Annotated in this window: 18 protein-coding genes; 12 read left to right on the forward strand and 6 right to left on the reverse strand. The window is 58.8% G+C overall.

The window, feature by feature from the left end; all coding sequences use genetic code 11:
• The first annotated feature begins 55 nt into the window (after window positions 1-55).
• From dusB to ntrX, 5 genes are all read left to right on the forward strand, one after another.
• The gene (dusB, locus tag AC2FEB_RS06320) at window positions 56-1,039 is read left to right on the forward strand and encodes a tRNA dihydrouridine synthase DusB (protein WP_496850330.1); all 984 of its coding nucleotides are present in this window, start codon (window positions 56-58) and stop codon (window positions 1,037-1,039) included.
• Window positions 1,036-2,124, forward strand: coding sequence for a two-component system sensor histidine kinase NtrB (locus AC2FEB_RS06325; RefSeq protein ID WP_117868779.1), 1,089 nt, complete (start codon window positions 1,036-1,038; stop codon window positions 2,122-2,124). Before dusB ends, AC2FEB_RS06325 begins: the two co-directional genes overlap by 4 nt.
• The gene (locus AC2FEB_RS06330) at window positions 2,124-3,491 is read left to right on the forward strand and encodes a response regulator (protein ID WP_299893740.1); all 1,368 of its coding nucleotides are present in this window, start codon (window positions 2,124-2,126) and stop codon (window positions 3,489-3,491) included. Before AC2FEB_RS06325 ends, AC2FEB_RS06330 begins: the two co-directional genes overlap by 1 nt.
• A 123-nt stretch (window positions 3,492-3,614) precedes the next feature.
• The gene (locus AC2FEB_RS06335; RefSeq protein WP_496676506.1) at window positions 3,615-5,879 is read left to right on the forward strand and encodes a sensor histidine kinase NtrY-like; all 2,265 of its coding nucleotides are present in this window, start codon (window positions 3,615-3,617) and stop codon (window positions 5,877-5,879) included.
• Window positions 5,876-7,285: a nitrogen assimilation response regulator NtrX gene (gene ntrX / locus AC2FEB_RS06340; RefSeq protein WP_117868782.1), complete on the forward strand. Its 1,410-nt coding sequence runs from the start codon at window positions 5,876-5,878 to the stop codon at window positions 7,283-7,285. Before AC2FEB_RS06335 ends, ntrX begins: the two co-directional genes overlap by 4 nt.
• 77 nt (window positions 7,286-7,362) lie before the next feature.
• On the opposite strand, the gene AC2FEB_RS06345 is transcribed toward ntrX, so the two are convergent.
• Window positions 7,363-7,842 carry a hypothetical protein gene (locus tag AC2FEB_RS06345; RefSeq protein WP_171632096.1) on the reverse strand — a complete coding sequence of 160 codons (480 nt, stop codon included), beginning with the start codon at window positions 7,840-7,842 and terminating at the stop codon, window positions 7,363-7,365.
• Window positions 7,843-7,938: 96 nt separating this feature from the next.
• Between AC2FEB_RS06345 and trkA the strand changes: the two genes are divergently transcribed.
• The 5 genes from trkA (at window position 7,939) to AC2FEB_RS06370 (ending at window position 12,822) form a co-directional block, all read left to right on the forward strand.
• On the forward strand, window positions 7,939-9,315 hold the full coding sequence (trkA, locus tag AC2FEB_RS06350; RefSeq protein ID WP_496883913.1) for a Trk system potassium transporter TrkA: 1,377 nt from the start codon (window positions 7,939-7,941) through the stop codon (window positions 9,313-9,315).
• Window positions 9,315-10,853, forward strand: coding sequence for a TrkH family potassium uptake protein (locus AC2FEB_RS06355; RefSeq protein ID WP_117868784.1), 1,539 nt, complete (start codon window positions 9,315-9,317; stop codon window positions 10,851-10,853). The genes trkA and AC2FEB_RS06355 overlap by 1 nt, the downstream gene beginning before the upstream one ends.
• A gap of 132 nt (window positions 10,854-10,985) precedes the next feature.
• Window positions 10,986-11,225, forward strand: a complete 240-nt coding sequence (gene hfq, locus AC2FEB_RS06360; RefSeq protein WP_005982826.1) for an RNA chaperone Hfq — start codon at window positions 10,986-10,988, stop codon at window positions 11,223-11,225.
• Complete coding sequence (hflX, locus tag AC2FEB_RS06365; protein WP_496883914.1) at window positions 11,225-12,502, forward strand: GTPase HflX; 1,278 nt, start codon at window positions 11,225-11,227, stop codon at window positions 12,500-12,502. Before hfq ends, hflX begins: the two co-directional genes overlap by 1 nt.
• Before the next feature lie 14 nt (window positions 12,503-12,516).
• The gene (locus tag AC2FEB_RS06370) at window positions 12,517-12,822 is read left to right on the forward strand and encodes a putative quinol monooxygenase (RefSeq protein WP_496676483.1); all 306 of its coding nucleotides are present in this window, start codon (window positions 12,517-12,519) and stop codon (window positions 12,820-12,822) included.
• A 1-nt stretch (window position 12,823) separates the two neighbouring features.
• On the opposite strand, the gene AC2FEB_RS06375 is transcribed toward AC2FEB_RS06370, so the two are convergent.
• From AC2FEB_RS06375 to hemB, 4 genes are all read right to left on the reverse strand, one after another.
• Window positions 12,824-13,219 (reverse strand): SgcJ/EcaC family oxidoreductase, encoded by a 396-nt coding sequence (locus AC2FEB_RS06375; RefSeq protein ID WP_496676480.1) that lies wholly within the window; start codon window positions 13,217-13,219, stop codon window positions 12,824-12,826.
• Between the two features lie 109 nt (window positions 13,220-13,328).
• Entirely contained in the window at window positions 13,329-15,791 is a 2,463-nt protein-coding gene (locus AC2FEB_RS06380; protein WP_496883915.1) for a penicillin acylase family protein, read from the reverse strand.
• 168 nt (window positions 15,792-15,959) lie between these two features.
• Window positions 15,960-16,532, reverse strand: a complete 573-nt coding sequence (locus AC2FEB_RS06385; RefSeq protein ID WP_117868788.1) for a lipid-binding SYLF domain-containing protein — start codon at window positions 16,530-16,532, stop codon at window positions 15,960-15,962.
• Between the two features lie 142 nt (window positions 16,533-16,674).
• Complete coding sequence (gene hemB, locus AC2FEB_RS06390) at window positions 16,675-17,673, reverse strand: porphobilinogen synthase (protein WP_299893725.1); 999 nt, start codon at window positions 17,671-17,673, stop codon at window positions 16,675-16,677.
• Between the two features lie 120 nt (window positions 17,674-17,793).
• Between hemB and AC2FEB_RS06395 the strand changes: the two genes are divergently transcribed.
• Together AC2FEB_RS06395 and mfd are read left to right on the forward strand one after the other, a co-directional pair.
• The gene (locus AC2FEB_RS06395) at window positions 17,794-18,318 is read left to right on the forward strand and encodes a component of SufBCD complex (RefSeq protein WP_496676474.1); all 525 of its coding nucleotides are present in this window, start codon (window positions 17,794-17,796) and stop codon (window positions 18,316-18,318) included.
• A 21-nt stretch (window positions 18,319-18,339) separates the two neighbouring features.
• A complete protein-coding gene (gene mfd / locus AC2FEB_RS06400; protein ID WP_496676472.1) occupies window positions 18,340-21,798 on the forward strand; it encodes a transcription-repair coupling factor in 3,459 nt (1,152 codons plus the stop codon).
• A 144-nt stretch (window positions 21,799-21,942) separates the two neighbouring features.
• On the opposite strand, the gene AC2FEB_RS06405 is transcribed toward mfd, so the two are convergent.
• Window positions 21,943-23,601, reverse strand: coding sequence for a tetratricopeptide repeat protein (locus AC2FEB_RS06405; protein WP_496676470.1), 1,659 nt, complete (start codon window positions 23,599-23,601; stop codon window positions 21,943-21,945).
• Window positions 23,602-23,633: the final 32 nt, after the last annotated feature.

A 23,633-nucleotide genomic window follows, 5' to 3' on the forward strand; every position in this document is an offset into this window, starting at 1 on the left:
GTTCATATGCGCGGAAAACGATATCAAAACCACAACTGCCCAAGGATTAAGCACGTTGACTTTGCATCTTTCTGACAAGGAAGTCGCGCCGCCTGTTTTGCTGGCGCCCATGGCTGGAATCACCGACCGCCCGTTTCGCGATCTGGTGATGCGTTTTGGTGCGGGCATGGTGGTCAGTGAAATGGTCGCCAGTCAAGAGATGGTGCAGGCCAAACCCGGCGTGCGGGAGCGGGCGGAACTGTCCGCGGACGTGGAAAACACCGCCGTACAACTGGCAGGTCGCGAGGCGCATTGGATGGCCGAGGCGGCCCGTCAGGTCGCCGACCGTGGCGCGCGTGTGATCGACATCAACATGGGGTGCCCCGCCAAGAAGGTAACAAACGGTTACTCCGGCTCGGCCCTTCTGAAAACGCCAGATCACGCGCTTGCACTGATTGAGGCCGTGGTGGGCGCGGTCGATCTGCCGGTGACGCTGAAAACCCGGTTGGGATGGGACGACAATCTGTTGAACGCGCCCGACGTGGCGCGCCGCGCTCAAGACGCGGGTATTCAGATGGTCACGATCCATGGCCGCACACGCTGTCAGTTCTACAAGGGTCACGCCGATTGGCAGGCGATCCGGGCGGTGAAAGAGGCCGTATCGATCCCGGTCATCGCGAACGGAGATATCGTGGACACTGCCGCCGCGCGAACCGCGTTGCGCCAGTCCGGCGCGGATGGGGTGATGGTTGGCCGTGGTGCTCAGGGCAAGCCCTGGCTGTTGGCGCAAATCTGTCACGACCTGTACGGGGCCGAGACACCCGACATTCCGACCGGTCATGATCTGATTGATATGGTTTGCGCGCATTATCAGTCGATGCTGGATTTCTACGGCACCGATCTGGGTCTGCGTGTCGCCCGCAAGCATCTGGGGTGGTACATGGACGAAGCCGCAACACCTGCGCCTCTGCGCCGGGCGGTCCTGACGTCACGCGATCCGGGGGAAGTGCTGCGCCTGTTGGCGGATGCGCTCAGCGACACGGACGAGGTGGCGGCATGAATTCTGACACCAGCATCTGGAACTCGCTGCCGGTTCCGGCGTTCATTATTGATGAAAAGGACTGGATATCCGATGTGAATGCTGCGGGTGAGGGGTTTCTGAACGCGTCGCGCAAATCGGTGATCGGCCATCCTGTGTGGGATCAGATTGCCGTGGACGCACCGTTGGAAGAGGCATTTGAGCGCGCCCGTTGGCAGGGCACACCTTTGTTCGTGAATGATGTGGATGTGGGATCGGGTAGCCGGGCACCGCTGCAATGCGCGTTGCAGATTGCGCCTTTGGTTGGGCATCCGGGTTCCATGATCATGATCATCTCGCCTCGCGAGCTGGCAGGTCGGATGACGCGCGGAAACACGGTCAAGTCGGCAGCACAATCCGCCATCGGCATGGCCGAGATGCTGGCACATGAGATCAAGAACCCGCTGGCCGGGATCACCGGTGCCGCGCAGTTGCTTAGCATGAATATACCGCCGCAAGATCTTGAACTGACTGATCTTATTGTCGCCGAAAGCCGCCGGATCGTGAAGTTGCTGGAACAGGTCGAGCAATTCGGCAATCTGCAGAAACCGGACTTCAAACCGGTCAACATCCACGATGTGCTGGATCGCGCAAGACGGTCCGCGTTGCTGGGGTTTGGTGCGGATATGACGATCATCGAAGACTATGACCCGTCGCTGCCGCTGGCCTATGGAGACCCGGACCAGTTTCTGCAAGTGGTCCTGAACCTGCTTAAGAATGCGTCCGAGGCGGCGGGACCACAGGGTGGAACGATTCGTCTGCGCACCTATTTCGAACATTCCTTCCGGCTGCGTCGCAGCGACGGATCAGGGCATTCGCTGCCCTTGCAGATCGAGATTATCGACGATGGTCCGGGGCTGCCTGAAAACATCCGTGGCGACATTTTCGATCCGTTCGTATCCGGCAGGGAAAACGGCACCGGCCTGGGGTTGGCGCTGGTCAGCAAGATCATTTCGGACCATGACGGCTGGATTTCGGCCGAATCCGTTCCCGGGCGTACGGTATTCAAACTGTCGCTGCGCCGCGCGCCGCGAGATACAATCGACGACATGAAGGAGAGCACCTGATGGATGGCACCGTACTGGTTGCGGACGACGATCGCACGATCCGCACTGTTCTGACGCAGGCCCTGACGCGTGCCGGGTGCAAGGTGCACGCGACCTCTTCGCTGACCACTCTGATGCGCTGGGTCAGCGAGGGGAAGGGGGACGTGGTGATTTCGGACGTGGTCATGCCGGATGGAAACGGTCTAGAGATGCTGCCGAAGATTGCCGAAGACCGCCCCGGTTTGCCGGTGATCGTGATTTCCGCACAAAACACTATCATGACGGCGATTCAGGCAACTGAGGCGGACGCCTACGACTATCTGCCCAAACCGTTCGACCTGCCGGATCTGATGAAACGTACGGCTCGGGCGCTGGATCAGAAACAACGTGCCCAGCCAGTACCAACCGAAGGCACAAGCGAGCGCCCCGAAGAGCTGCCTCTGGTCGGGCGTACACCGGTGATGCAGGCCCTTTACCGATTGGTCGCACGGGTGATGAACACGGATCTCTCGGTCATGATTTCTGGTGAAAGTGGCACGGGCAAGTCACTGATTGCGCGGGCTATTCACGATTTCTCCGACCGTCGAACCTTGCCCTTTGTCACAGTCACAGCTGCTGAACTGCGCGATCTGGAAGGCCCGGCGCGCGTGATGGCGCGGGTTCGCGGCGGCACGCTGTTGATAGATGAAATCGCAGATATCGAGGATGAAGTTCAGGCGCGCATCGTGCGCATGATGGACACACCGGGCGATCACGTTCCTCGCTTCATGGCCACCAGCCAAACAGACCTGACCGAAGGGATGGAGAACGGACGTATCCGCCAGGACCTTTATTATCGTCTGTGTGGGGCCACGATCCACGTACCGTCATTGCGAGAAAGGGTGGACGACATTCCGTTGCTGGCCGAGCATTTCCTGACGCGGGAAGAGCGGGAAAACGGCACAAAGCGCTGGCTCAGCCCCGAGGCGGTGGAGTTGGTGCGGCGCTATTCCTGGCCTGGGAACGTACGGCAACTGGAAAATGCCGTGCGCCGGTTGGGTCTGACCAGCAGGGCTGATGAAATTTCGAAAACCGAAGTGGAAATGGTGCTGGGCAGCCAACCCGAGGCAGAACCGGTCCTGAGCGGTGGAGAACGCGAAAAGCTGTCGACCTCGGTCGAGCGTCACCTGCGGAGGTATTTTGATCTGCATGGCAACATTCTGCCTCCCCCGGGTCTGTATCAGCGCATATTGCGTGAAGTTGAGGCCCCACTGATCGAAATCGCACTGGATGCAACTGGCGGAAATCAGGCGAAATGTGCCGATCTTTTGGGAATCAACCGAAATACGCTGCGAAAAAAGATTACTGATCTCGATATTCAGGTGACACGTCGACGCAAACTGATGTAATATCGCCACACAAACCGTGGCATCCCGGCATCTGTTGGGAAAAGATCACGATATATGGCGGTAAGCCGCGCAAGCGGCACATCAGGATGAGGGCAGACAGTGGCAACCCGAGCACAGAGCGGGATGATCCCATCGATCAGTCGATGGAGTAAATCACGGAAACTGCGCAATTTTGGCACTTTGGGGCTGGTCCTCATGGGCCCCGTTCTGGCGCTGGCCACTTACCTTGTTATCGGTCCCTTTGATCTTGGCGCGACAGCTCCGACCTTGCGACTGATTCTGTTGGCCGACCTTGTATACGTTCTGGTTGTTGCAGCACTTGTGCTTGGACAGGTTGGCAGCTTGATTGCCGCACGTCGGGCGAAATCGGCGGGCTCGCGCCTGCATTTGCGCCTGATCGGGGCGTTTACACTGCTAGCGCTGGTTCCAACGGTAACCGTAGCGATATTTGCCGGATTGACCGTCAACATCGGCCTTGAGGGCTGGTTTTCCGACCGGGTGCGCCAGGTTGTGGGATCTTCGCTGACCGCAGCAGAAGCCTATGAACAGGAACACCGTCGTGGATTGACACAAGACGCGTCTGTTCTGGCGCGATATCTGGATAATGCGCGATCGCTGGATTTCTATATCTCGGACGCAGAACTGCGCGAAGTTCTGGCGCAGGGGCAGGCTCAGATTCAACGGGGGCTGCGCGAAGCCTATGTCATCGACGGCGGTGGCGAAATCAAATCGCGTGGCGATCGGTCCTACCTGTTCAACTACGAAGCCCCAACCGCCGAGCAGATTGCTGAAGCCGCCGACAAGGGCCTGCTGATCATTGCCGACTGGCCCAACAATGAGTTCCGTGCGCTGGTCCCTCTCAAAGCCTTTCTGGACCGCTACCTCTATGTCAGCCGCGAGGTGGACGGACAGTTGTTGACCCTGCTGGACGATACCAAGGAAACGGCACAGTTCTACCAGCAGCTTGAAAGTGAACGGGGCAGGGTGTTGTTCGAGTTCGGCCTTTTGTATCTGGGCTTTGCCTTGATCCTAATCCTTGCGGCAATGTCCTTGGGCATGTGGTTTGCCGAACGGCTGTCGCGTCCCGTGGGACGGTTGACCACTGCGGCACAGCGGGTTGGGGCCGGTGATCTGAGCGTTCAGGTTATTGAAGAAGCCAGCGATGACGAAATCGCGATGCTGGGCCGGTATTTCAACCAGATGACCCGGCAGTTGAAAGGGCAGCGGGATACGCTGTTGGAGAACACGCGGCAGATTGAAAGCCGACGCCGTCTGTTTGACTCGGTGCTCAGCTCGGTCACGTCCGGTGTCGTTGGCGTAGATCCGGAAGGATGCATCACATTCGTGAACCGTTCTGCCGAGCGGTTGCTGGATTGGACCCGGGGCGAGCGGCATCTGGCCATTGGCATTGCAGTGCCAGAGTTCCTGCCCTTGTTTGAAAGCCTGAAAGACAGCGGGCAAGAGGCCGTTCAGGGAGAAATCAAGGTGACCCGCAAGGGGCGGCTTGAGAACCTTTTGGTCCGTATGGCCATCCGGCGCGGAGAAGACGGGGGCCTGGAAGGATATGTGGTTGCCTTTGATGACGTAACCGATCTGGTCAGCGCCCAACGGATGGCGGCTTGGGGCGATGTGGCCCGCCGCATCGCGCATGAGATCAAGAACCCTCTGACCCCGATTCAGCTGAGCGCGGAACGGATCAAGCGCAAGTTCTCGCGCAAGCTGGACGAGGAAGATAGCAGCAGTCTGGATTCGATGACCAACGTGATTGTGCGGCAGACCAACGATCTGCGTCGCATCGTGGATGAATTCTCGAAGTTTGCACGGATGCCTGAACCTGAACGCAGGGAAGAGAACCTTGTTGATCTGGTGCGTGAGGCGGTCCTGTTGCAACAGGCTGGGCAACCGGATGTGCTGATCGATGCCGATCTGCCGCAACAGCCTATCATGGCTGATGTGGATGCAACCATGCTGAACCAGGCGCTTACCAACCTTATCAAGAATGCCGGGGAAGCCATTGTAACTCTTAAGAAAAAAGGGGCTCCCGACAACCTTCAGTCACAGATCAAAGTGGCGGTTACCAGTGATGATGCGGGTACGGTCATCACCATTGCAGATAACGGGATCGGTCTGCCCGAGGATCGGGCACGGCTGTTTGAACCCTATGTAACGACACGTGACGAAGGGACCGGGCTGGGCCTGCCCATCGTCAAGAAGATCATTGAAGAGCATGGCGGCGCGCTGACCCTCGAGGACGCGCCCGTATTTGACGGACAGGACCATTTTGGCGCGATGGCCGTGATCCGATTGCCGGGGGTTACTATGTCCCCAACGGCAGCGCCACAGAAGCAGGCAATTAGAACCAACAAACTGAAAGCAGGCCAAAGATGAGTGACATTCTGATCGTAGATGACGAACGCGATATTCGCGAGCTGGTGTCCGACATTCTGGAGGACGAAGGCTATTCCACCCGGCTGGCGGCCAACTCGGACGAGTGCATGGCGTCAATCAACTCTGAACCGCCGGGGCTGTTGATCCTGGATATCTGGCTGAAAGACAGCCGCATGGATGGCATCGACATCCTGAAAGCAGTGAAACGTGACAACCCGGATGTACCGGTGGTGATCATTTCGGGCCATGGCAACATCGAAATTGCCGTCGCTGCAATCAAGCAGGGCGCGTATGATTTTATCGAAAAGCCTTTTAACATTGACCAATTGATGGTGGTGATCCGCCGTGCGATGGAGACCTCTCGCCTGCGTCGCGAGAATGCGTCTCTGAAGCGGAAAGAAGTCAACAATTCGGACATGATCGGCAAATCCGCAGCGTTCCGCGCCATGCAGGGGCAGTTGGACAAGGTGACCAAGTCAAATGGCCGTGTGATGCTCAGCGGTCCTGCGGGGTCCGGCAAGGAGATTGCAGCGCGGTACATCCATGCCCACTCCAACCGCGCCAACGGGCCTTTTATCACCGTAAACTGTGCCGGGATCGAGCCTGAGCGTGTCGAAGAGGTTCTGTTTGGTCGGGAATCGGCAGAACGTGGCGTGGAATCCGGACTGTTGGAAGAGGCACATGGTGGTGTGGTCTATTTTGACGAAGTTGCCGACATGCCCCTTGGCACTCAATCCAAAATCCTGCGAGTGCTGGTAGATCAGCAATTCCAGCGCGTCGGTGGAAGTGACAAGGTGCGCGTGGACCTTCGCGTGATCTCGTCGACAAACAAGGATCTTGATGAGGAAATCGCCGCCGAGCGGTTCCGGGAAGAGCTGTACCACCGTCTGAATGTTGTCCCGATAGCAGTTCCGTCACTGGAAGATCGGCGCGAAGATATTCCGGTTCTGGCGCAGCACTTCATTGAGATGTGCAACGAAACCCAGGGTTTGCCGATCCGGGAATTGTCGGAAGAGGCCGTTGCCCTTCTGCAGACAATGACCTGGCCCGGCAACGTGCGCCAGCTCAAGAACCTGATCGAGCGTGTTCTGATCCTGGGCGATGGATCCGGCCCGATTGAGGCGCGCGAGCTACCCAATGAAGAAGAAAAGGCTGAAGAGACCGGTCGTGTTGTGTTGTCTGGCGCACTGGCCACCTTGCCGCTGCGCGAAGCCCGCGAGGCGTTCGAGCGAGAGTATCTGCTGACTCAGATCAACCGGTTTGGCGGCAATATCAGTCGCACGGCCAGCTTTGTTGGCATGGAGCGCAGCGCGTTGCATCGGAAGTTGAAGTCGCTGGGGGTGGTGACTTCGAACAAATCCGGCGCGCGTGTTGCGCAAATTGATGAACCTGAACCGGCAGAATAGTCTGCCGGTCGCACGGTCTCAGGTTGGGCTTGACCCAACTTGAAAGTGCAGGCCGTGCACACGAAAAACATCAGGCATCAGCCGGCCTGACCGGGCGTTATGATCTGAAATGAGCCGTCATCGAATTTCACAAAGCACGAGGCGCTGTTGAGCGGCGGCAAAGTGGTGGTGCGGGTTGCGGGCACGCGTGATTTCACGTTCTGCTTGCACGGCGGCAGGCTGACTGGTCGAAACCCTTTCTGGGCCATGCATTGCGCTTCGACCGTGTTGCGCAAGCCTTGGTTTACATCCACGGTATAGACCCTGCCAGGCTGCCACCAGCCGGGCGATTGATAGCAACGACCTCTGCCGTCGCAATACGTGCGCCCGGGCCAGTAGGTTGGCGGGCTTTGGCGGATCTGATTGGCGACCGGGACCTCTTTGACCGCCTTGAGCTGGCATTGGGTGGTCTCTTTTTGCAGGCGCGATACGGTTTCACCCTCGCGATAGTAGAGCGAAAGCGGTCCGCAAGAAGACAATACCATCAGAGGTAGCAGCATAGGAAACAGCGTTTTCATATGCTTATCTTGCCGCAGCTGGGCTGTGATGACAATTCAATTGACCGCTTTGGGGGCATCTGTCATTCAATCCCTTCAGGCAGAAGGGCCAGAAGCATGAAGGTCATTATTTGCGGTGCGGGTCAGGTTGGCTGGCAGATCGCGCGGCATCTTTCGGGCGAGCTGAACGATGTTACCGTCGTGGACAACAATCCCGACCTCGTAAGGCGGGCGACGGAAACGCTGGATGTGCAGGGGATCGCCGGGTTTGCAAGTTACCCGGACGTGCTGGAACGGGCAGGGGCGCGTGACGCCGACATGATCATTGCCGCCACCCATTCGGACGAGGTGAACATGGTCACCTGCCAGATGGCGCACTCGGTCTTTTCGATCCAGCGCAAGATTGCGCGCCTGCGGTCGAAATCCTATCTAGAGGCGATTCACTCGGATCTCTACCGTCGTGATCATCTGCCGATTGATGTGGTGATCAGTCCCGAACGCGAAGTTGCCGCCGCCGCCATGCGCCGCCTGTCTGCCCCATCCGCCTTTGACACCGAGATTTTCATGGATGGCAAGGCGCAGCTGCTGGGAGTGCGGGTGGAAGAGGATTGCCCGATCATAAACACACCGTTGCGGCAGCTTACGGATCTGTTCTCGACCCTCAGTTCCATTGTGGTTGGGGTGAGGCGCGAAGGTACGCTGTTTGCCCCCGAGTCGGAAGATCAGCTGTTTGTGGGCGACGAGTGTTATGTCTTTACCAACGTCAAGGACGTGGATCGCACTATGGAGGTGTTTGGCAAGGCGCAGAAGCGGCAGGATCGTGTGGTGATCGTGGGCGGCGGAAATGTCGGGCTGGAAGTGGCCAGAACCCTGGAAGAACGCGAAAGCCGTGTGCGGGCCAAGATCATCGAACGCGACCGCCATTGCGCTGAACTCGCCGCCGAAGCTCTGGAACGGACGATTGTGTTGCATGGCGACGGGCTGGATGCGGGGTTGCTGAGCGAAGCAGGGATCGAGCGGGCCGATGCGATGTTGGCGGTTACGGATGACGACCGCACGAACATGCTGGCCGCAGTGCGGGCCAAGGCCGAAGGGTGTGCTCTGGCGATTGCGTTGATCAACGACCCCAGCATGGTGGCCCTGATGGGGCCTCTGGGGATCGATGCTTATATCAATCCGCGGGCGACAACCGTCAGCTCAATCCTGCGACACATCCGCCATGGGCGGGTGCGTCAGGTCTATTCAATCGGGGACGCCGAGGCTGAGGTGATCGAGGCCGAGGTTCTGTCGAGCTCGCCTATGGCCGGGCAACGTCTGCGCGATATCGACTTCCCCGAGGGTGTGCTTGTGGGCGCGGTGCGCAAGGGAGACGACGTTCTGCGACCGACCGGCAGCCTGCGGATCGATGAAAAGGACGTGGTTGCAATCTTTGCCATGGCCAAGGACGTGCCAGAGGTTGAACGCCTGATGCAGGTTTCAATCGATTTCTTCTGATGGCGCATGCGAGGACACAACGGGTTGGTTTGTTGCGGCGGTTGCCGTTATTTCTGCTGATCTGGGGCATAGCGTCACTGGCCATGTGGATTCCAGCGATTTACGCGCTGGCACTGGACGATCACGACACGTCACGGTCCTTTCTGTATTCCGGGATTCTGGGTTTGTTTCTGGTCGCTACGATCGCGATGGCGTCCTCCAACCGCATACCCCGGCGCGGGACGTTGGGGCAGTTGGCGGTGATGCTGGCCTGTTTTACCCTCCTGCCCATTTTTCTTGCGATCCCGTTTCACGATGCACTTGGAACGACCATCTTCCTGAACGCCTATTTCGATATGGTCAGTGCCCTGACAACCACCGGGGCGGACCTGTTTCCTGACCCGGCCCGACTGTCGGCCCCGCTGCATTTGTGGCGCGCCATGGTCGGTTGGATGGGGGGCTTGCTGATGTGGATCGCTGCCGCCGCGATCCTTGCGCCACTGTCGCTTGGCGGGTTCGAGGTCACTGCCAGTGGGCAACCGGGGCGCCCGGTGTCGGGTGTGGCGCAAAGCGAACGCGTGGATCCGCGTGGTCGTCTGATCCGTGTCGCGAAGACCCTGACACCGGTTTATGTCGGGCTGACTGCCGTGATCTGGGTTCTTCTGCTGATTGCTGGCGAAGTCGGTCTGACGGCTGTGTGTCATGCAATGGCAGTTATGGCCACGTCCGGCATCTCACCGGTCGGTGGGATGGAGGGGGCGCAGGCCGGTTTTACGGGCGAGGCCATTCTGTTCCTGTTCCTGTTCTTCGCGCTCTCGCGCCTGACTTTTTCAAAGGATACAGCCACAACGGGTTATTCCCGTCTGGATGCGGACCCAGAATTTCGTATTGGCCTGATGATTGTACTTGCTGTCGCGATCCTGTTGTTCTTCCGCGTTGTTGCGGGCGTGACAGAAATCGGTGGGCAACTGGAACCATTGCAAGCGTTGCAAGTCATCTGGGGGATGCTGTTCACCACTCTCGCCTTCCTGACAACAGCCGGATTCGAGAGCGCGAACTGGAACGACGCTCAGCAACTGTCAGGTTTGGGAACGCCTGGTTTGCTATTGATGGGGCTGGCATTGATCGGCGGCGGGGTTGCGACAACGGCCGGGGGGGTCAAACTGTTACGGGTCTTCGCCCTGTATCTGAATGGCGCGCGTGAGATTGATCGCCTGATCTATCCTTCGTCCATCAGCAGTGCAGGGGGCGGAAACCGTCGCATTCAAAGCGACGGGGCGTTCATCGCCTGGATCTTCCTGATGCTCTTTGCACTGACCCTTGCCGTGTTCAACCTTCTGCTGGCGGCGATGGGGTCCGGGTTCGAACAGGCCATGGTGCTCAGCGTTGCCACGCTCAGCACGACGGGACCATTGATCGACCTGGCCACGGACGTTCCAATTCGCCTGATCGACCTCTCCGCTGGTGCCAAACTGACGTTGTGCGCGGCGATGGTCGTAGGTCGCCTGGAAACGCTGGCGATTATTGCCCTGATCACCCCGTCGCTTTGGCGGGATTGAGCCGGGTGCAACTTGCGGTCGCTAACGCCTGATTTTTCATCTGGAATATCTGTGCGTAGCACTCCATACTCTGCCGGAGGGAGCGCGTTGGTCCGCAGCGCGTAGCAAGAACAATGGCGAGATTATAAAAATATGGCTTCGGACAGACAGAATCTTCAGGATGCCTTCCTGAACAATGTACGGAAAGCTAAGGTTCCGGTCACGATTTTCCTGATCAACGGCGTGAAATTGCAGGGTGTTATTACCTGGTTCGACAATTTTTGCGTATTGTTGCGCCGCGACGGACAGTCGCAGTTGGTATACAAACACGCGATTTCGACCATCATGCCGTCGCAGCCGATCAATCTGTATGAGGGCGAAGACGCCTCTTGATGGAACATGACCGGATGCGCACCCGGGCCTGGGTGCTGCATCCCGAAATCAAATCAGATGAACAGCGCCGTGTCCCTGAACCGGCGCTGGAAGAGGCGGTCGCACTGGCCGCTGCATTGCCCGATCTGGATGTGATCGGATCCGAAATCGTGCGACTTCAACGCGCGCAGGCCGGGTATTTGTTCGGCAGCGGCAAGATTGAAGAACTTGGCGAGCGTTTTCACGACAACGAAGTTGAGCTGGTTCTGATCGACGGGCCGGTGACACCGGTGCAGCAGCGCAATCTGGAAAAGGCATGGAAGGTCAAGATCCTCGACCGGACCGGGTTGATCCTTGAGATTTTCAGCGACCGAGCCCGCACGCGGGAAGGGGTGTTGCAGGTCGAGATGGCGGCGCTCAGCTATCAGCGGACGCGGCTTGTACGGGCCTGGACCCACCTTGAACGTCAGCGCGGTGGTTTGGGATTTGTCGGCGGACCCGGTGAAACCCAAATCGAAGCCGACCGTCGTGCCATTGACGAGCAACTGGTGCGTTTGCGGCGTCAGTTGCAGAAGGTGGTCAAGACCCGGACATTGCACCGGGCCGCCCGGGCCAAGGTGCCGTATCCAATCGTCGCACTCGTGGGCTACACAAACGCAGGCAAATCCACGCTGTTCAATCACCTGACCGGGGCCGAGGTGATGGCCAAGGACATGCTGTTTGCCACACTGGATCCAACCATGCGCCGCGTGCAATTGCCCGATGGTCCCGAAGTGATCCTGTCAGACACGGTGGGCTTTATCTCGAACCTTCCGACCGAGCTTGTGGCGGCCTTCCGGGCGACGCTGGAAGAGGTCTTGGGGGCCGATCTGATCGTCCATGTGCGTGATATCAGCCATGAGGAAACGGAGGCGCAGGCGCAGGATGTCGAGGCGATCCTGACCTCGCTGGGTGTCGACGACGAGCGGCCCCGGCTTGAGGTCTGGAACAAGATAGACTTGCTGAGCGCCGATGAGCGCGAGGCGACGCTGGCTCGCGCGGAACGAGATCCTGAGATTTTTGCCATTTCTGCTGTAACCGGCGAAGGGATCGCACCTTTGCTGTCCGAGATCGCGATGCGTCTGCAAGGTGCAAGGCGTGAGGCAGTTCTGGACCTGTCTTTCGCTGACGGTAACAAGCGGGCCTGGCTGTTCCGTCAGGATGTTGTACGCAACGAAGAACAAACCGAAGACGGGTTTCGTATCACCGTTCTGTGGACCGAGAAACAAGCGGCTCAGTTCGAGACGCTGAAGAATTAGCGTTGGAGCTGGATATGTCTGACAAGCCGGACCACAGAGTGTTCCTGAACGGCCATATCGATGTGCCTGCGGACCGGCTGGAAGAGGTGCGCGCGACGTTGCCGGACCATGTAAAACTGACCCGCGCGGAAGAGGGCTGCATTTCGTTCGACGTGATCGAGGATCAGAGCAGGCCGGGTCGGTTCGACGTGTCAGAAGTGTTTGCAGATCAGCAAGCGTTCGATGCGCATCAGGCGAGGGCGCAGGCATCTGAATGGGCTCGGGTCACTCAGGGGATACCGCGACACTACAGGATAGAAAGCGCATCCAACGGGGGGTAGGTCAGGCTCCGTCTATCTGTCGTTGATAGTCATCCGCGTCGAACCAGCCTGTTGATGATTGTACAAGGTAGTCCGGCGTCAGTTCCCATTCCTCCCATCCACGCGTGACAACGTGATTGCCGGTCTCGGCGTGGTGCCCTTCGCGCGTCCAGACGAAAATGGCACGAGTTCCGGCCCATCGCATCATGTCACAGCGCACTTCCAGATCCGGAAAACTGGCGTAAGTTTCGCGCACCAGGTTGGCGATTGCTTCGCGTCCTTTGGCTGGTTCGCTATCGTTGAAGGTGATCTGTCCGTCACGTGCAAAGAAACCGGCAACTGCGTCAGCGTCGCCAGAGCTCCATGCGATTGCGTAGTCGCGCGCAAGATTATTTAGGACATCCCGAATACTGGCCATACTCGTCCCCCTTTGGTCCCACATAATCAGTCCGATAATGTTAGGGGAATTTGACCTTGGGCGCCACGAGGCGTGGAAAATCGGGGCGGGGACTTGCCGAATAGGCGGATTATCGCGGGATCAGATTGGTTGTTCCGACAGCCGCGGCGCGGGCCAGATCAAGATCCAGTGACATGGGGATGTATTCGCCACGCCGCCACAGCTGCGCCTGATCGTCATAGTAGCGTGACAGGAAATGACCCGATTGCCCGGTCGCCGTAATGAAGACCGAGCTGTTGGGGTCGGCGAAGTCATAAACCCCGCGATACCCGGCGCCGTGCACATTCTGGAACGGATCCGGCCCTTCGCCCGACGTGCGGCCTCGCAGCAGCGTGTTGTCGCCGCCACTGGTCGATTGGTGAATGTTAACAAAAAACCGCAATATGGGGGCGGATCCCAGCACGGGATGATCATGAGTTGCCTGATGCGCGTCGCCCCAACGCAGAGATTCAAGCGCGCTGCCATATCGTTCGGAGATCCAGATCAGCGCGTCGTCCAGCGCGAGCCGTGCCATTTCCGTGCAAGTCTCAACCGGTGCGCTTTGAATCACGTCGCACCAGACACCAGCGCCGTCAATTTCGCGATAGACCCGCTCGATGAACAGCGGTTCGACATGTTTGTATTCGCTGGCCAGTGGCCCAAGCTCGTCCGAGATCAGCCGGATTTGCAGCGCACGCAGCCAGGCCGCATAGATCAACGGCTCGGGCAGGTGTTCGTTCATCTCACCGTTCCAGTCCGCCAGCAGCGACAGCGCGATCTGGCGCTGACGCTCCAGAGTTCCTTCAGGGGCCGAAGCCCCGGTAAACCACAGATCGGCACCGATCAGCGGCAGCAGGGACCGCGCAGTAAAGCTGACCGTGTCCAATTGCGCTTCGATAAAACTGTCGCGGGTATGCACCTCGCGCGATTGCATCAGGCGTTCCCAGCGATGCACGCGCTGCGTATCACCCCATTCATACGAGACGTGCTCCGGAAACGGGCGGTCGATGATCTTGTTGTTCGTGTTGCCAAGAACACCGCCGACGGGGGCCACGAATTCCGGGTTGTCGGCATAGGGCAGGCGGCCTTGCCAGCGATTGGCTTCGATCCAGCCGGGCGATGGGATACGCCCACGGCTTTGGTTTTGCAGATCACGCCGTGGCATGGCGCCGATCAGCTTCATCCCAATCGTCGTCTTGTCGACCAGCGACAGATTCTGAGAAGGCGCGATGAACTGTTCACCGACCGCGATGGCCTGTTCCACGTTGTCGGCGTTCATCAGAGCCATGGACGCCGACATCGACGTGTCTTGCGGGCTGAGCGCCGTCCAGGACAGAGATGCCACGTGGCCCGGCGGCGTGATGGTTTCCAGCTTGTAGTCCGTGCCCGGCAGCACCGGCCCATTGTCCGTCCAACGCAGGGTCAGCGTAACCGGAGCCTCACCCTTGATCTCTATGATCGAAGGGCGGGTCTGGAATTCCTTGAAGCCGGTCGGGGTCAGGTATTCCTCGGGGTTGTCAGGATTGAGCTGCTCGATATGAACGTCCTGATCGTCAAGATACGAGGATGTAAGTCCCCATCCCAACCGGTCGCTGCGTCCTGTCATGATGGCGGGCACACCCGGGATCGAGGCCCCGATGACACTGCCTTTTTTCAGATCGAGATGCGCCAGGTACCAAATCCCGGGAGCAGTGAAACCCAAATGAGGGTCGTTGGCCAACAGAGTCCCGCCACTTGCAGAACGTGACGGCGCGGCGGTCCAAGCGTTTGACGCTCCGGCCAGACCACGTTTGGGAAGGGGTGAAAGATGTGTTTCGGGAATATCCGTTCCCGCCGCATAACGCGGAAGATTTGGGAACAGCGTGGCATATTCCGGCAACGCCGCGATGCCGGGTCCGGGAACGTCGGGCAGGATATCCGCCAGACGATCGGGGTTGTTCAGCATCAGCGACGTGCGCGCACGCAGAACTTCATCGGTCAGGTGGCCTGACAGTTGCAGCGCCATCAGCTTGATCATCGCGATACTGTCACCCGGTTGCCAGGGTGAGACCGGAGCGTTGAACAGGAACATCTCGGGCGCGCCGCGACCCAGCGCCTCTTCGTTGATCTCGGTCAGACGGGCATTGACCCCGGCGGAATAGGCACGCAAGGCGGCCTTGGTATAATCGTCCTGCACCTCGACCGAGCGGTGAGCCAGCCCATAAAGGTCCAATCTGCGCAGCAGCTTGTCGATGTGAAGCGTGCGCGGGCCAAAAACCTCGGACAGACGGCCTTGCGCGGTACGGCGCATGACCGTCATCTGCCACAGTCGATCCTGTGCATGGGCATATCCCAATCCAAAAAACACATCGGGATCGGTCTGGCCCAGAATATGTGGCACGTTGGCGGTGTCGCGTACGATTTCGACCGGGGCGGTCAAACCGTTAACCTCAAGCGTTTGGTCATAGTCCGGCAGGGATTGGCTGGCCAGAAAATAGACAAGGCCCATAGCGGCGAGGATCAGGATGATCAGACCCGACGCGATGCGCACCAGCCAGCGGAAAACAAGACCCATTACTGCCCCAGATTCTTATTAAGTGAACGTTGGTCTGAGATTAGAGGATGGTCGGTCTGACCGAAAGAGGAACGCGGCAAGAACCTGCGCGGGGAGGGTTGAAATTAAATGCCCCGCCGCAGTGTTGCGCTGCGACGGGGCCGTGTGTGGGGGAAGTGGTAATCCGGGTTATGGAATGATGCGGGTGTATTTCGTTCCTTCGACGGTTGCGCCGATCTGAAGGCCAGCTTGCCCGAAGATCGCGGCCAGAACAGGGCTGCGCAGAGTCGTGGTGTCGGTCGACAACGAGTCGCCCTGATCGCTGACCACATATCCGATGTCGGCCCCGGCGGTCCAACCGCTTGAGCGACGGAAATCATTCAGCGCATCTTCTGTCATGAAGAACAGCACATGCGCATATTGCTGAGCGCCGATCTGCAATCCGGCGGTGCCTTTGACGGCCGAGTAGTAATCGACTGTAGCGCCGTTGATACGTAACGCGCCGCGGCCATAGCCGCCGCCGAATACAAACCCCGCCTCGGTGATCAATGGCATGACAAGCAAGCCGTTGGCTTTGTTTGCGATTTCCACGGTGTTGGGGTATCGGCTGTACATCTCGGTCAGCGTGGCATCGACGCGGGCGTCGATCGTGGCCGAGTTAGAATTGCCGACGCCGTTGCCGCAGGCAGCGGTCAGGGTCAGGCCTGCCATGCCCAAGGCAAAGCCGCGACGGTTCAGTCGGGGGGAGTTGGAACTGCTCATGGTTTTTTTCTCTGTAACTGTGCCTGATATGTCGGGTGATCCCGATCTTGCTGGCAAGGATACGCCGATTAGGGCGATGTGTCACGGGAAAGCTGCCCGCTGAAGGGGATTTGTCGGCGAAAAGTTGCGACTCTTCGGGGTTTTAGCCTTGCAGGATGCGGGCAACCTGAGGTGAGAAATAGGTCAGAATGCCATCGCATCCTGCGCGCTTGAAGGCCAGCAGGCTTTCAAGCATCGCCTTTTCTCCGTCGATCCAGCCATTCTGGGCGGCAGCCTGGATCATCGCGTATTCGCCCGAGACCTGGTAGGCATAGGTGGGTGCGCCGAAACTGTCTTTCACACGACGACAGATATCCAGATAGGGCATTCCGGGTTTGATCATCACCATGTCCGCGCCCTCGGTCAGGTCACGCTCGATCAGGCGCAACGCCTCGTCCGAGTTGGCAGGATCCATCTGGTAGGTTTTCTTGTCACCGGTCAGCGCGCCTGACGCGCCGACGGCGTCGCGGAAGGGGCCGTAAAAAGCGCTGGCGTATTTCGCGGCATAGCTGAGGATCATCACGTTGTGATGCCCGGCGCCTTCCAATGCGCGGCGCATCTCCCCGATCCGGCCGTCCATCATGTCCGACGGCCCGATGATGTCGGCTCCGGCGTCGGCCTGGGCAAGGGTCATCTTGACCAGCGCTTCGATGGTCTGATCATTCACGATCTCGCCGTCGACGACGTATCCGTCATGACCATTTATATTGTACGGGTCCAGCGCCACGTCTGTCATCACCGCGATGTCAGGGGCTGCCGCCTTGATCGCCCGGATGGCCCGGTTCGACAGGTTGTCAGGGTTCCAGGCCTCGGCGCAGTCTTCTGTTTTCAGCGCAGAATCCGTATAGGGAAAGATGCATATCGCGGGGATTCCAAGCGCCTGCGCTTCGATGGCCGCTTTTGCAATCAGATCCACCGAACGGCGGACCACGCCCGGCATCGAGGGTACGGGCTCTTCAATCCCTTCACCGTCGCGTACGAAAACGGGCCAGATCAGGTCATCCGTGGTCAAGGTGTTCTCGCGCACAAGCCCGCGAATTGCCTGAGATTGACGGGCACGCCGAAAGCGGGTCATAGGATAGGGTGCAATGGTCGGTTTCATGGCGCGTTCTCCTTGAACATTCGTGCATTGGGTGGCATGAATTCACAAAGGTCTCAAGGGTATCAATGGACGCGGCAGCGTGGCAGAACCTCTCTGAGAGGTTTGAATAAAGGGTTGGGTTTGGACTGGTACTCTTCGATCTTTGAAGTCATCGACATGCGCAGCTTCTCGAATCTCTGGTTCTGGATCGTGCTGGCGGTTGTCTGGTCATCGGCAAGCCACTGGGTGATGGGTATTCCCTACGATCTGGTGGTTCGTGCCCGACGCATTGGCGGGCAGGTCGAGATCGACCTTCTGGACATCGTTCGCATACATACCAACCGAATACTGTTGATCGTCGACATGTCCGGCACCATCTTACTGGCATTTGGGTGTTTTTTGTTTACCGGCTTGGCGACGCTGGGGTTCTACTATGGGGTCGAGTTCGCACAGGCCGTGTTTCTGCTTTTGTTTCCATTAACGCTTGTTCTGCTGGTGAACATCGTGCATGCACGACGATTGCGGCGGCAGGAACTGACGCTCGACTCCGTTTCGAAAACCATTGCGCGCTGTCGGCTTTATACCCAGATCATAGGCATGATCTCGATACTGGTCACTTCGTTCTGGGGCATGTATCAGAACATCTCGATTGGCGTTCTGGGATAGCAAAATCTGAAAGGCGAGGCGATGAAGGCTCCGAACCACGTGACAGTTGGCGGCGCCCCTGAAGGGTTTGACGCGCAGCTTGTGCTGAACGAAATCGCCCGCAGCAACGGGCCGGTGGCCCATGTCGCGCGAGATGACAAGCGGATGGAGGCGATGCGCGCTGCGCTGGCTTTCTTTGCCCCCGACATGCCGGTCTTCGTGTTTCCTGGTTGGGATTGTCTGCCTTATGACCGGGTGTCCCCCAATGCGGATATCTCGGCGGCCCGCGTTGCCACGCTGGCTGCGCTGGTTCACCAGATGCCGCAGAAATTCGTGTTGTTGACGACATTGAATGCGGCTACCCAACGCGTCCCGGCGCGAGACGTGTTGCGCGAGGCGGCTTTTACCGCCCGCGTCGATCAGCGCATTGACGAGACCGCGCTGCGCAACTTCCTGGTGCGCATGGGGTTCACGCAAAGCCCCACCGTGATGGAGCCGGGCGATTATGCCATTCGCGGCGGTATCATCGACATCTTCCCGCCGGGTGAATCGGGCCCTGTCCGTCTGGACTTGTTCGGAGATGTACTGGACGGCGCGCGCCGTTTTGATCCCGTGTCTCAGCGCACGACCGAAAAGCTGGACGTGGTCGAACTTGCTCCGGTGTCCGAGGTCATTCTGGATGACGCGGCCATCACACGGTTCCGCCAGAACTATCGCATTGAATTCGGCGCTGCCGGCACCGATGATCCGCTTTACGAGGCTGTAAGCGCCGGTCGCAAACATCAGGGCATCGAACATTGGCTGCCATTCTTCCACGACAAGCTTGAAACGCTGTTTGATTATTTGCCGGATGCCACGATCACTGTCGATGATCAGGTTACACCGGCCAGACTGGCCCGATGGGACACGATTGCCGATCAATATGAAACCCGGCGACTGGCGCTGGAAAACCGATCCCGTATGGATACGGTCTACAAACCCACACCTCCGGGCCTGCTGTATCTCGATGATGCCGCGTGGGAGGCGGCCGTCGGAGATCGGCGTGTCATGCAATTCAGCCCCTTGCCGCAGGCGTCGGGCCCGGGTGTCATCGATGCGGGCGGGCGGATCGGGCGCAACTTTGCCCCCGAACGTCAGCAGGAAAGCATCAGCCTGTTCGGTGCTTTGGCCAGCCACATTGCAGCTAGGCTCGACAAAGGTCCGGTGCTGATTGCGTCCTATTCGGAAGGTGCGCGCGAACGTCTGACTGGCTTGATCGAGGATGAAGGTCTGGCCGAGGCGATTCCGATAACAAATGGCACGCGTATCGGAAAGCGCGGCTTGCACCTTGCCGTCTGGGCGCTGGAGCACGGTTTTGAGGCCCCCGACCTGACGGTGATCGCCGAACAGGATGTTCTGGGCGACAGGCTGATCCGCCAACCCAAGAAGCGCCGCAAGGCCGAAAATTTCCTGACCGAGACCCAATCCCTCAGCCCCGGTGATCTGGTGGTGCATGTTGACCACGGGATCGGTCGTTACATGGGGATGGAGGTCGTCACGGCCGCCGGTGCCGCCCATGAATGTCTGCTGCTGGAATATGCCGAGCAGGCAAAGCTGTACCTGCCGGTCGAAAACATCGAACTGCTGTCGAAATACGGCCATGACGAAGGTCTCCTGGATCGACTTGGCGGCGGCGCATGGCAGGCCAAGAAAGCCAAGCTGAAAGAACGCATCCGCGAGATGGCCGACAAGCTGATCCGCATCGCGGCTGAACGTGCCTTGCGAAAAGCTCCGGTAATGGACCCACCTCCTCATGCATGGGAAGAGTTCAGCGCCCGTTTCCCATATCAGGAAACCGACGACCAGTTGAGCGCGATCTCGGATGTGATGGAGGACATGCACTCCGGCGCGCCGATGGACCGGCTGATCTGCGGTGACGTCGGCTTTGGCAAGACCGAGGTGGCAATGCGCGCCGCCTTTGTCGCCGCCATGTCCGGCGTGCAGGTGGCGGTCGTGGCACCAACAACACTGCTGGCCCGCCAGCACGCAGCAAGCTTCAGGGAACGGTTCCGTGGGTTTCCTCTGGAGGTTCGGCAATTGTCGCGCTTTGTCTTGGCGAAAGAGGCCCAGAAAACCCGCGACGGTTTGGCGCGCGGTACGGTGGATATCGTGATCGGGACCCATGCGCTGCTGGCCAAGAACATAAGGTTTAACAATCTGGGTCTGCTGATCATCGACGAGGAACAGCATTTCGGTGTCAGCCATAAGGAACGGCTGAAACAACTGCGCAGTGACATCCATGTACTTACACTGACCGCGACCCCGATTCCACGAACGCTGCAATTGTCGCTGACCGGGGTGCGCGACCTGTCGATCATTGGCACCCCGCCAATCGACCGTTTGGCAATCAGAACCTATGTCAGCGAATTCGACGCGGTCACGATCCGAGAGGCGCTTCTGCGCGAACACTATCGTGGCGGCCAAAGCTTCTACGTCGTTCCCCGCATCTCGGACCTGCCCGAGATCGAGGAGTTTTTGAAAGAGCAGCTGCCGGAACTGACCTATGTGGTTGCACATGGGCAAATGGCAGCCGGTGAGCTCGATGATCGCATGAACGCGTTTTATGACGGTAAATACGATGTGCTGCTGGCTACAACGATTGTCGAAAGCGGGCTGGATATTCCAACGGCGAACACGATGGTTGTGCACCGCGCGGATATGTTCGGCCTTGCGCAGCTCTATCAGATCAGGGGTCGCGTTGGGCGCTCGAAAACTCGTGCCTATGCCTATCTGACCACCAAACCACGCCAGAAGCTGACCGCCACGGCCGAGAAACGCCTGCGTGTCCTGGGATCGCTGGACACGTTGGGCGCCGGGTTTACGCTGGCTTCTCAGGATCTCGACATTCGCGGCGCGGGGAACCTGCTGGGTGAAGAGCAGTCCGGCCAGATGCGTGACGTCGGCTATGAACTTTATCAATCCATGCTGGAAGAGGCGATTGCCAAGATCAAAGCGGGTGAAATGGAGGGGCTGTCGGATGCTGATGACCAGTGGGCCCCGCAGATCAATCTGGGTGTGCCGGTTCTGATTCCCGAGGATTACGTACCCGATCTCGATGTTCGTCTGGGCCTTTACCGCCGCCTGTCATCGCTCTCGACCAAGGTTGAACTGGAGGGTTTTGCTGCGGAGTTGATCGACCGTTTTGGCAAGTTGCCGAAAGAGGTTAACACTCTGATGCTGGTCGTGCGCATCAAAGCCATGTGCAAACGGGCGGGCATTGCCAAGCTGGACGGCGGCCCGAAAGGGGCGACGATCCAGTTCCACAATGACAAGTTCGCATCACCAGAAGGTTTGGTCGAGTTCATTCAAAACCAGCGCGGCATGGCCAAGGTCAAGGATAACAAGATCGTCGTGCGCCGGGATTGGAAGAAAGACAGCGACAAGATCAAAGGGGCCTTTGCGATTGCCCGCGACCTTGCTGAAAAAGTGGTCGCGGAAAAGAAAAAGGCCAAGGTAGGTTAAGCTGTGGGATGTGGGCTTTGCCCCTGCCGCATGCAGTGCGTCTCGGCCGAGATCATTGCGGCAAGATGAACAGGGGATCCCAGCTTCATCTGGCTGAAAGTACCCCCGCCGGAGGCATCGCGCGGCAGCGCGATCCAACACGCCTCATTCACGCATTGCGGCCTGCGCGCAGAAACAGGACGCTGCAACCGCCCGATCTGCCCGGGCCAGAGCCAGATCCAGGCGTTGTTTGACCTGTAGGATTTCAACATCTTCCCCCCGGGCTTTGAGACAATCGTACAGCCCCTTCAGGCTCCAAACGTTGTCGGGATGGATCGAAGCGCGGCTGAGCGAGCCACCAAGGCCAAGATCTTCGCGATAGACAGCCTCTGCTTCTGCCGTATGACCTTGTTCGAACAGCAATGCGCCAAGCGCGTGGCGGGTGGGCTGCATCCAGCCCCAGGGCTCGTCATATGGCAGGGTGTCATCCAACTCGACCGAGCGGCGCAAATGGGCAAAAGCGATCTCGAAATTCCCCTTTCGGTACTCGATCTCACCACGCAGCATTTCCCGGGCAATTTCCAGCAGGTCTATCACGCGGTTGTTGTGCAACCTGCGCGTTTCCGGAACGCATTCCTTGGCTGCGAGAAACAGGTTCTCTTCCGCTTCGGCATGGGCGACATCACCGGTTGCGGCACGTGCGATGGCGCGGGCGTAGTGGGTCGTGGCCGTCAGGGTACGGTAGAGATCCGGATCGGAGGGCAGTTCCAGCGCCTTGGCCTCTTCCCAGCGACCAAAGCGGATCAGGATGTGCGGCCCCATGGACATGTAGCTTTCGAAGTAATCCGCCATGGGGGGGCTTTCGATACGAAGCATTTCTTCGGGCGTCGTTTCCCACAAACCCTGATTGGCGCGCAGGGCAGGTTCGATTTGCCCCAGAAACAGCGCGCCGTAGATGGCGAAGTGATAGTTGTGTTGACGGTAGCCGGTGTAGATATTGAACGCCCCCTCACGTTCGTAATACTTCAGATCGGCATCCGAGGCTTTTTCGTTCCAATGCACCACGTTGTGGTAGTGTCCGCAGAGGACGTCGATATGTGTCGGCATGTGAACGAGGTGGCCTGCATCAGGTACCAATGTGCGCAGGACATCACCGGCTTTCAGGGCTTTTTCCGGGGTGGGCGACATTTCCATCAGGTGAACATAAAGATGCAGCAGACCGGGATGCGACATGGCGGCCGGATCGCTGGCCATGGCTGTTTCCAATACTTCCTGAGCCTCAAGCGTTGCGGCGCCTTCAGCAGGCTGGCCGGTTTTCAGATCCCACATTTTCCAGGGCGTCAGGTTCAAAAGCGCTTCGACAAAGAGTGTGCGCAGGTCAAGGTGATCGGAGTGCGCAGCGAACGCCGCGCGCATCGCTTCGGCAAAATCGTGATCCCAAAGGTGCATGTCCTCGGCCGGATCCCGCTGCGGGTATCGCGCTGGAAGGGCCCGGATCAGTGCCTGCTCAACAGGCGTGCAGCCGTCAGCCAATTGAAGTGCGTTTTGCGTGGCATCATAAGCCAGCGCCAGCGCCTTGCTGCGTCCCTGCTCGTCCTGCAAGTCCCATGGCAGGTTGTAATTCGGTCCCGCCGCGTAGGCGACGCCCCAATATGCCATGGCGCATTGGGGGTCATGTTCAGCTGCGCGCTGGAAACAAACCACGGCTTCTTCGTGATTGTATCCATAGGTCCAGTTCAGGCCGCGGTCGAACCACAGCTGAGCCTCGGGAACCGAGGTCGTTACCGGACAGGAATAGCTGCCCAGATCATAGTATTCACGCATCAGAAGCCCTCCGCTCGGTTCAGGTCGAGAGT

The sequence above is a fragment of the Ruegeria sp. YTSC106 genome, from assembly GCF_059609765.1.

Bases quoted from the DNA above. Each gene is read 5' to 3' on its own strand.
- AC2FEB_RS06325 (WP_117868779.1), top strand. From the start codon at position 1,036: ATGAATTCTGACACCAGCATCTGGAACTCGCTGCCGGTTCCGGCGTTC.
- AC2FEB_RS06330 (WP_299893740.1), top strand. From the start codon at position 2,124: ATGGATGGCACCGTACTGGTTGCGGACGACGATCGCACGATCCGCACT.
- AC2FEB_RS06335 (WP_496676506.1), top strand. From the start codon at position 3,615: ATGATCCCATCGATCAGTCGATGGAGTAAATCACGGAAACTGCGCAAT.
- ntrX (WP_117868782.1), top strand. From the start codon at position 5,876: ATGAGTGACATTCTGATCGTAGATGACGAACGCGATATTCGCGAGCTG.
- AC2FEB_RS06345 (WP_171632096.1), bottom strand. From the start codon at position 7,842: ATGAAAACGCTGTTTCCTATGCTGCTACCTCTGATGGTATTGTCTTCT.
- trkA (WP_496883913.1), top strand. From the start codon at position 7,939: ATGAAGGTCATTATTTGCGGTGCGGGTCAGGTTGGCTGGCAGATCGCG.
- AC2FEB_RS06355 (WP_117868784.1), top strand. From the start codon at position 9,315: ATGGCGCATGCGAGGACACAACGGGTTGGTTTGTTGCGGCGGTTGCCG.
- hfq (WP_005982826.1), top strand. From the start codon at position 10,986: ATGGCTTCGGACAGACAGAATCTTCAGGATGCCTTCCTGAACAATGTA.
- hflX (WP_496883914.1), top strand. From the start codon at position 11,225: ATGGAACATGACCGGATGCGCACCCGGGCCTGGGTGCTGCATCCCGAA.
- AC2FEB_RS06370 (WP_496676483.1), top strand. From the start codon at position 12,517: ATGTCTGACAAGCCGGACCACAGAGTGTTCCTGAACGGCCATATCGAT.
- AC2FEB_RS06375 (WP_496676480.1), bottom strand. From the start codon at position 13,219: ATGGCCAGTATTCGGGATGTCCTAAATAATCTTGCGCGCGACTACGCA.
- AC2FEB_RS06380 (WP_496883915.1), bottom strand. From the start codon at position 15,791: ATGGGTCTTGTTTTCCGCTGGCTGGTGCGCATCGCGTCGGGTCTGATC.
- AC2FEB_RS06385 (WP_117868788.1), bottom strand. From the start codon at position 16,532: ATGAGCAGTTCCAACTCCCCCCGACTGAACCGTCGCGGCTTTGCCTTG.
- hemB (WP_299893725.1), bottom strand. From the start codon at position 17,673: ATGAAACCGACCATTGCACCCTATCCTATGACCCGCTTTCGGCGTGCC.
- mfd (WP_496676472.1), top strand. From the start codon at position 18,340: ATGAAGGCTCCGAACCACGTGACAGTTGGCGGCGCCCCTGAAGGGTTT.
- AC2FEB_RS06405 (WP_496676470.1), bottom strand. From the start codon at position 23,601: ATGCGTGAATACTATGATCTGGGCAGCTATTCCTGTCCGGTAACGACC.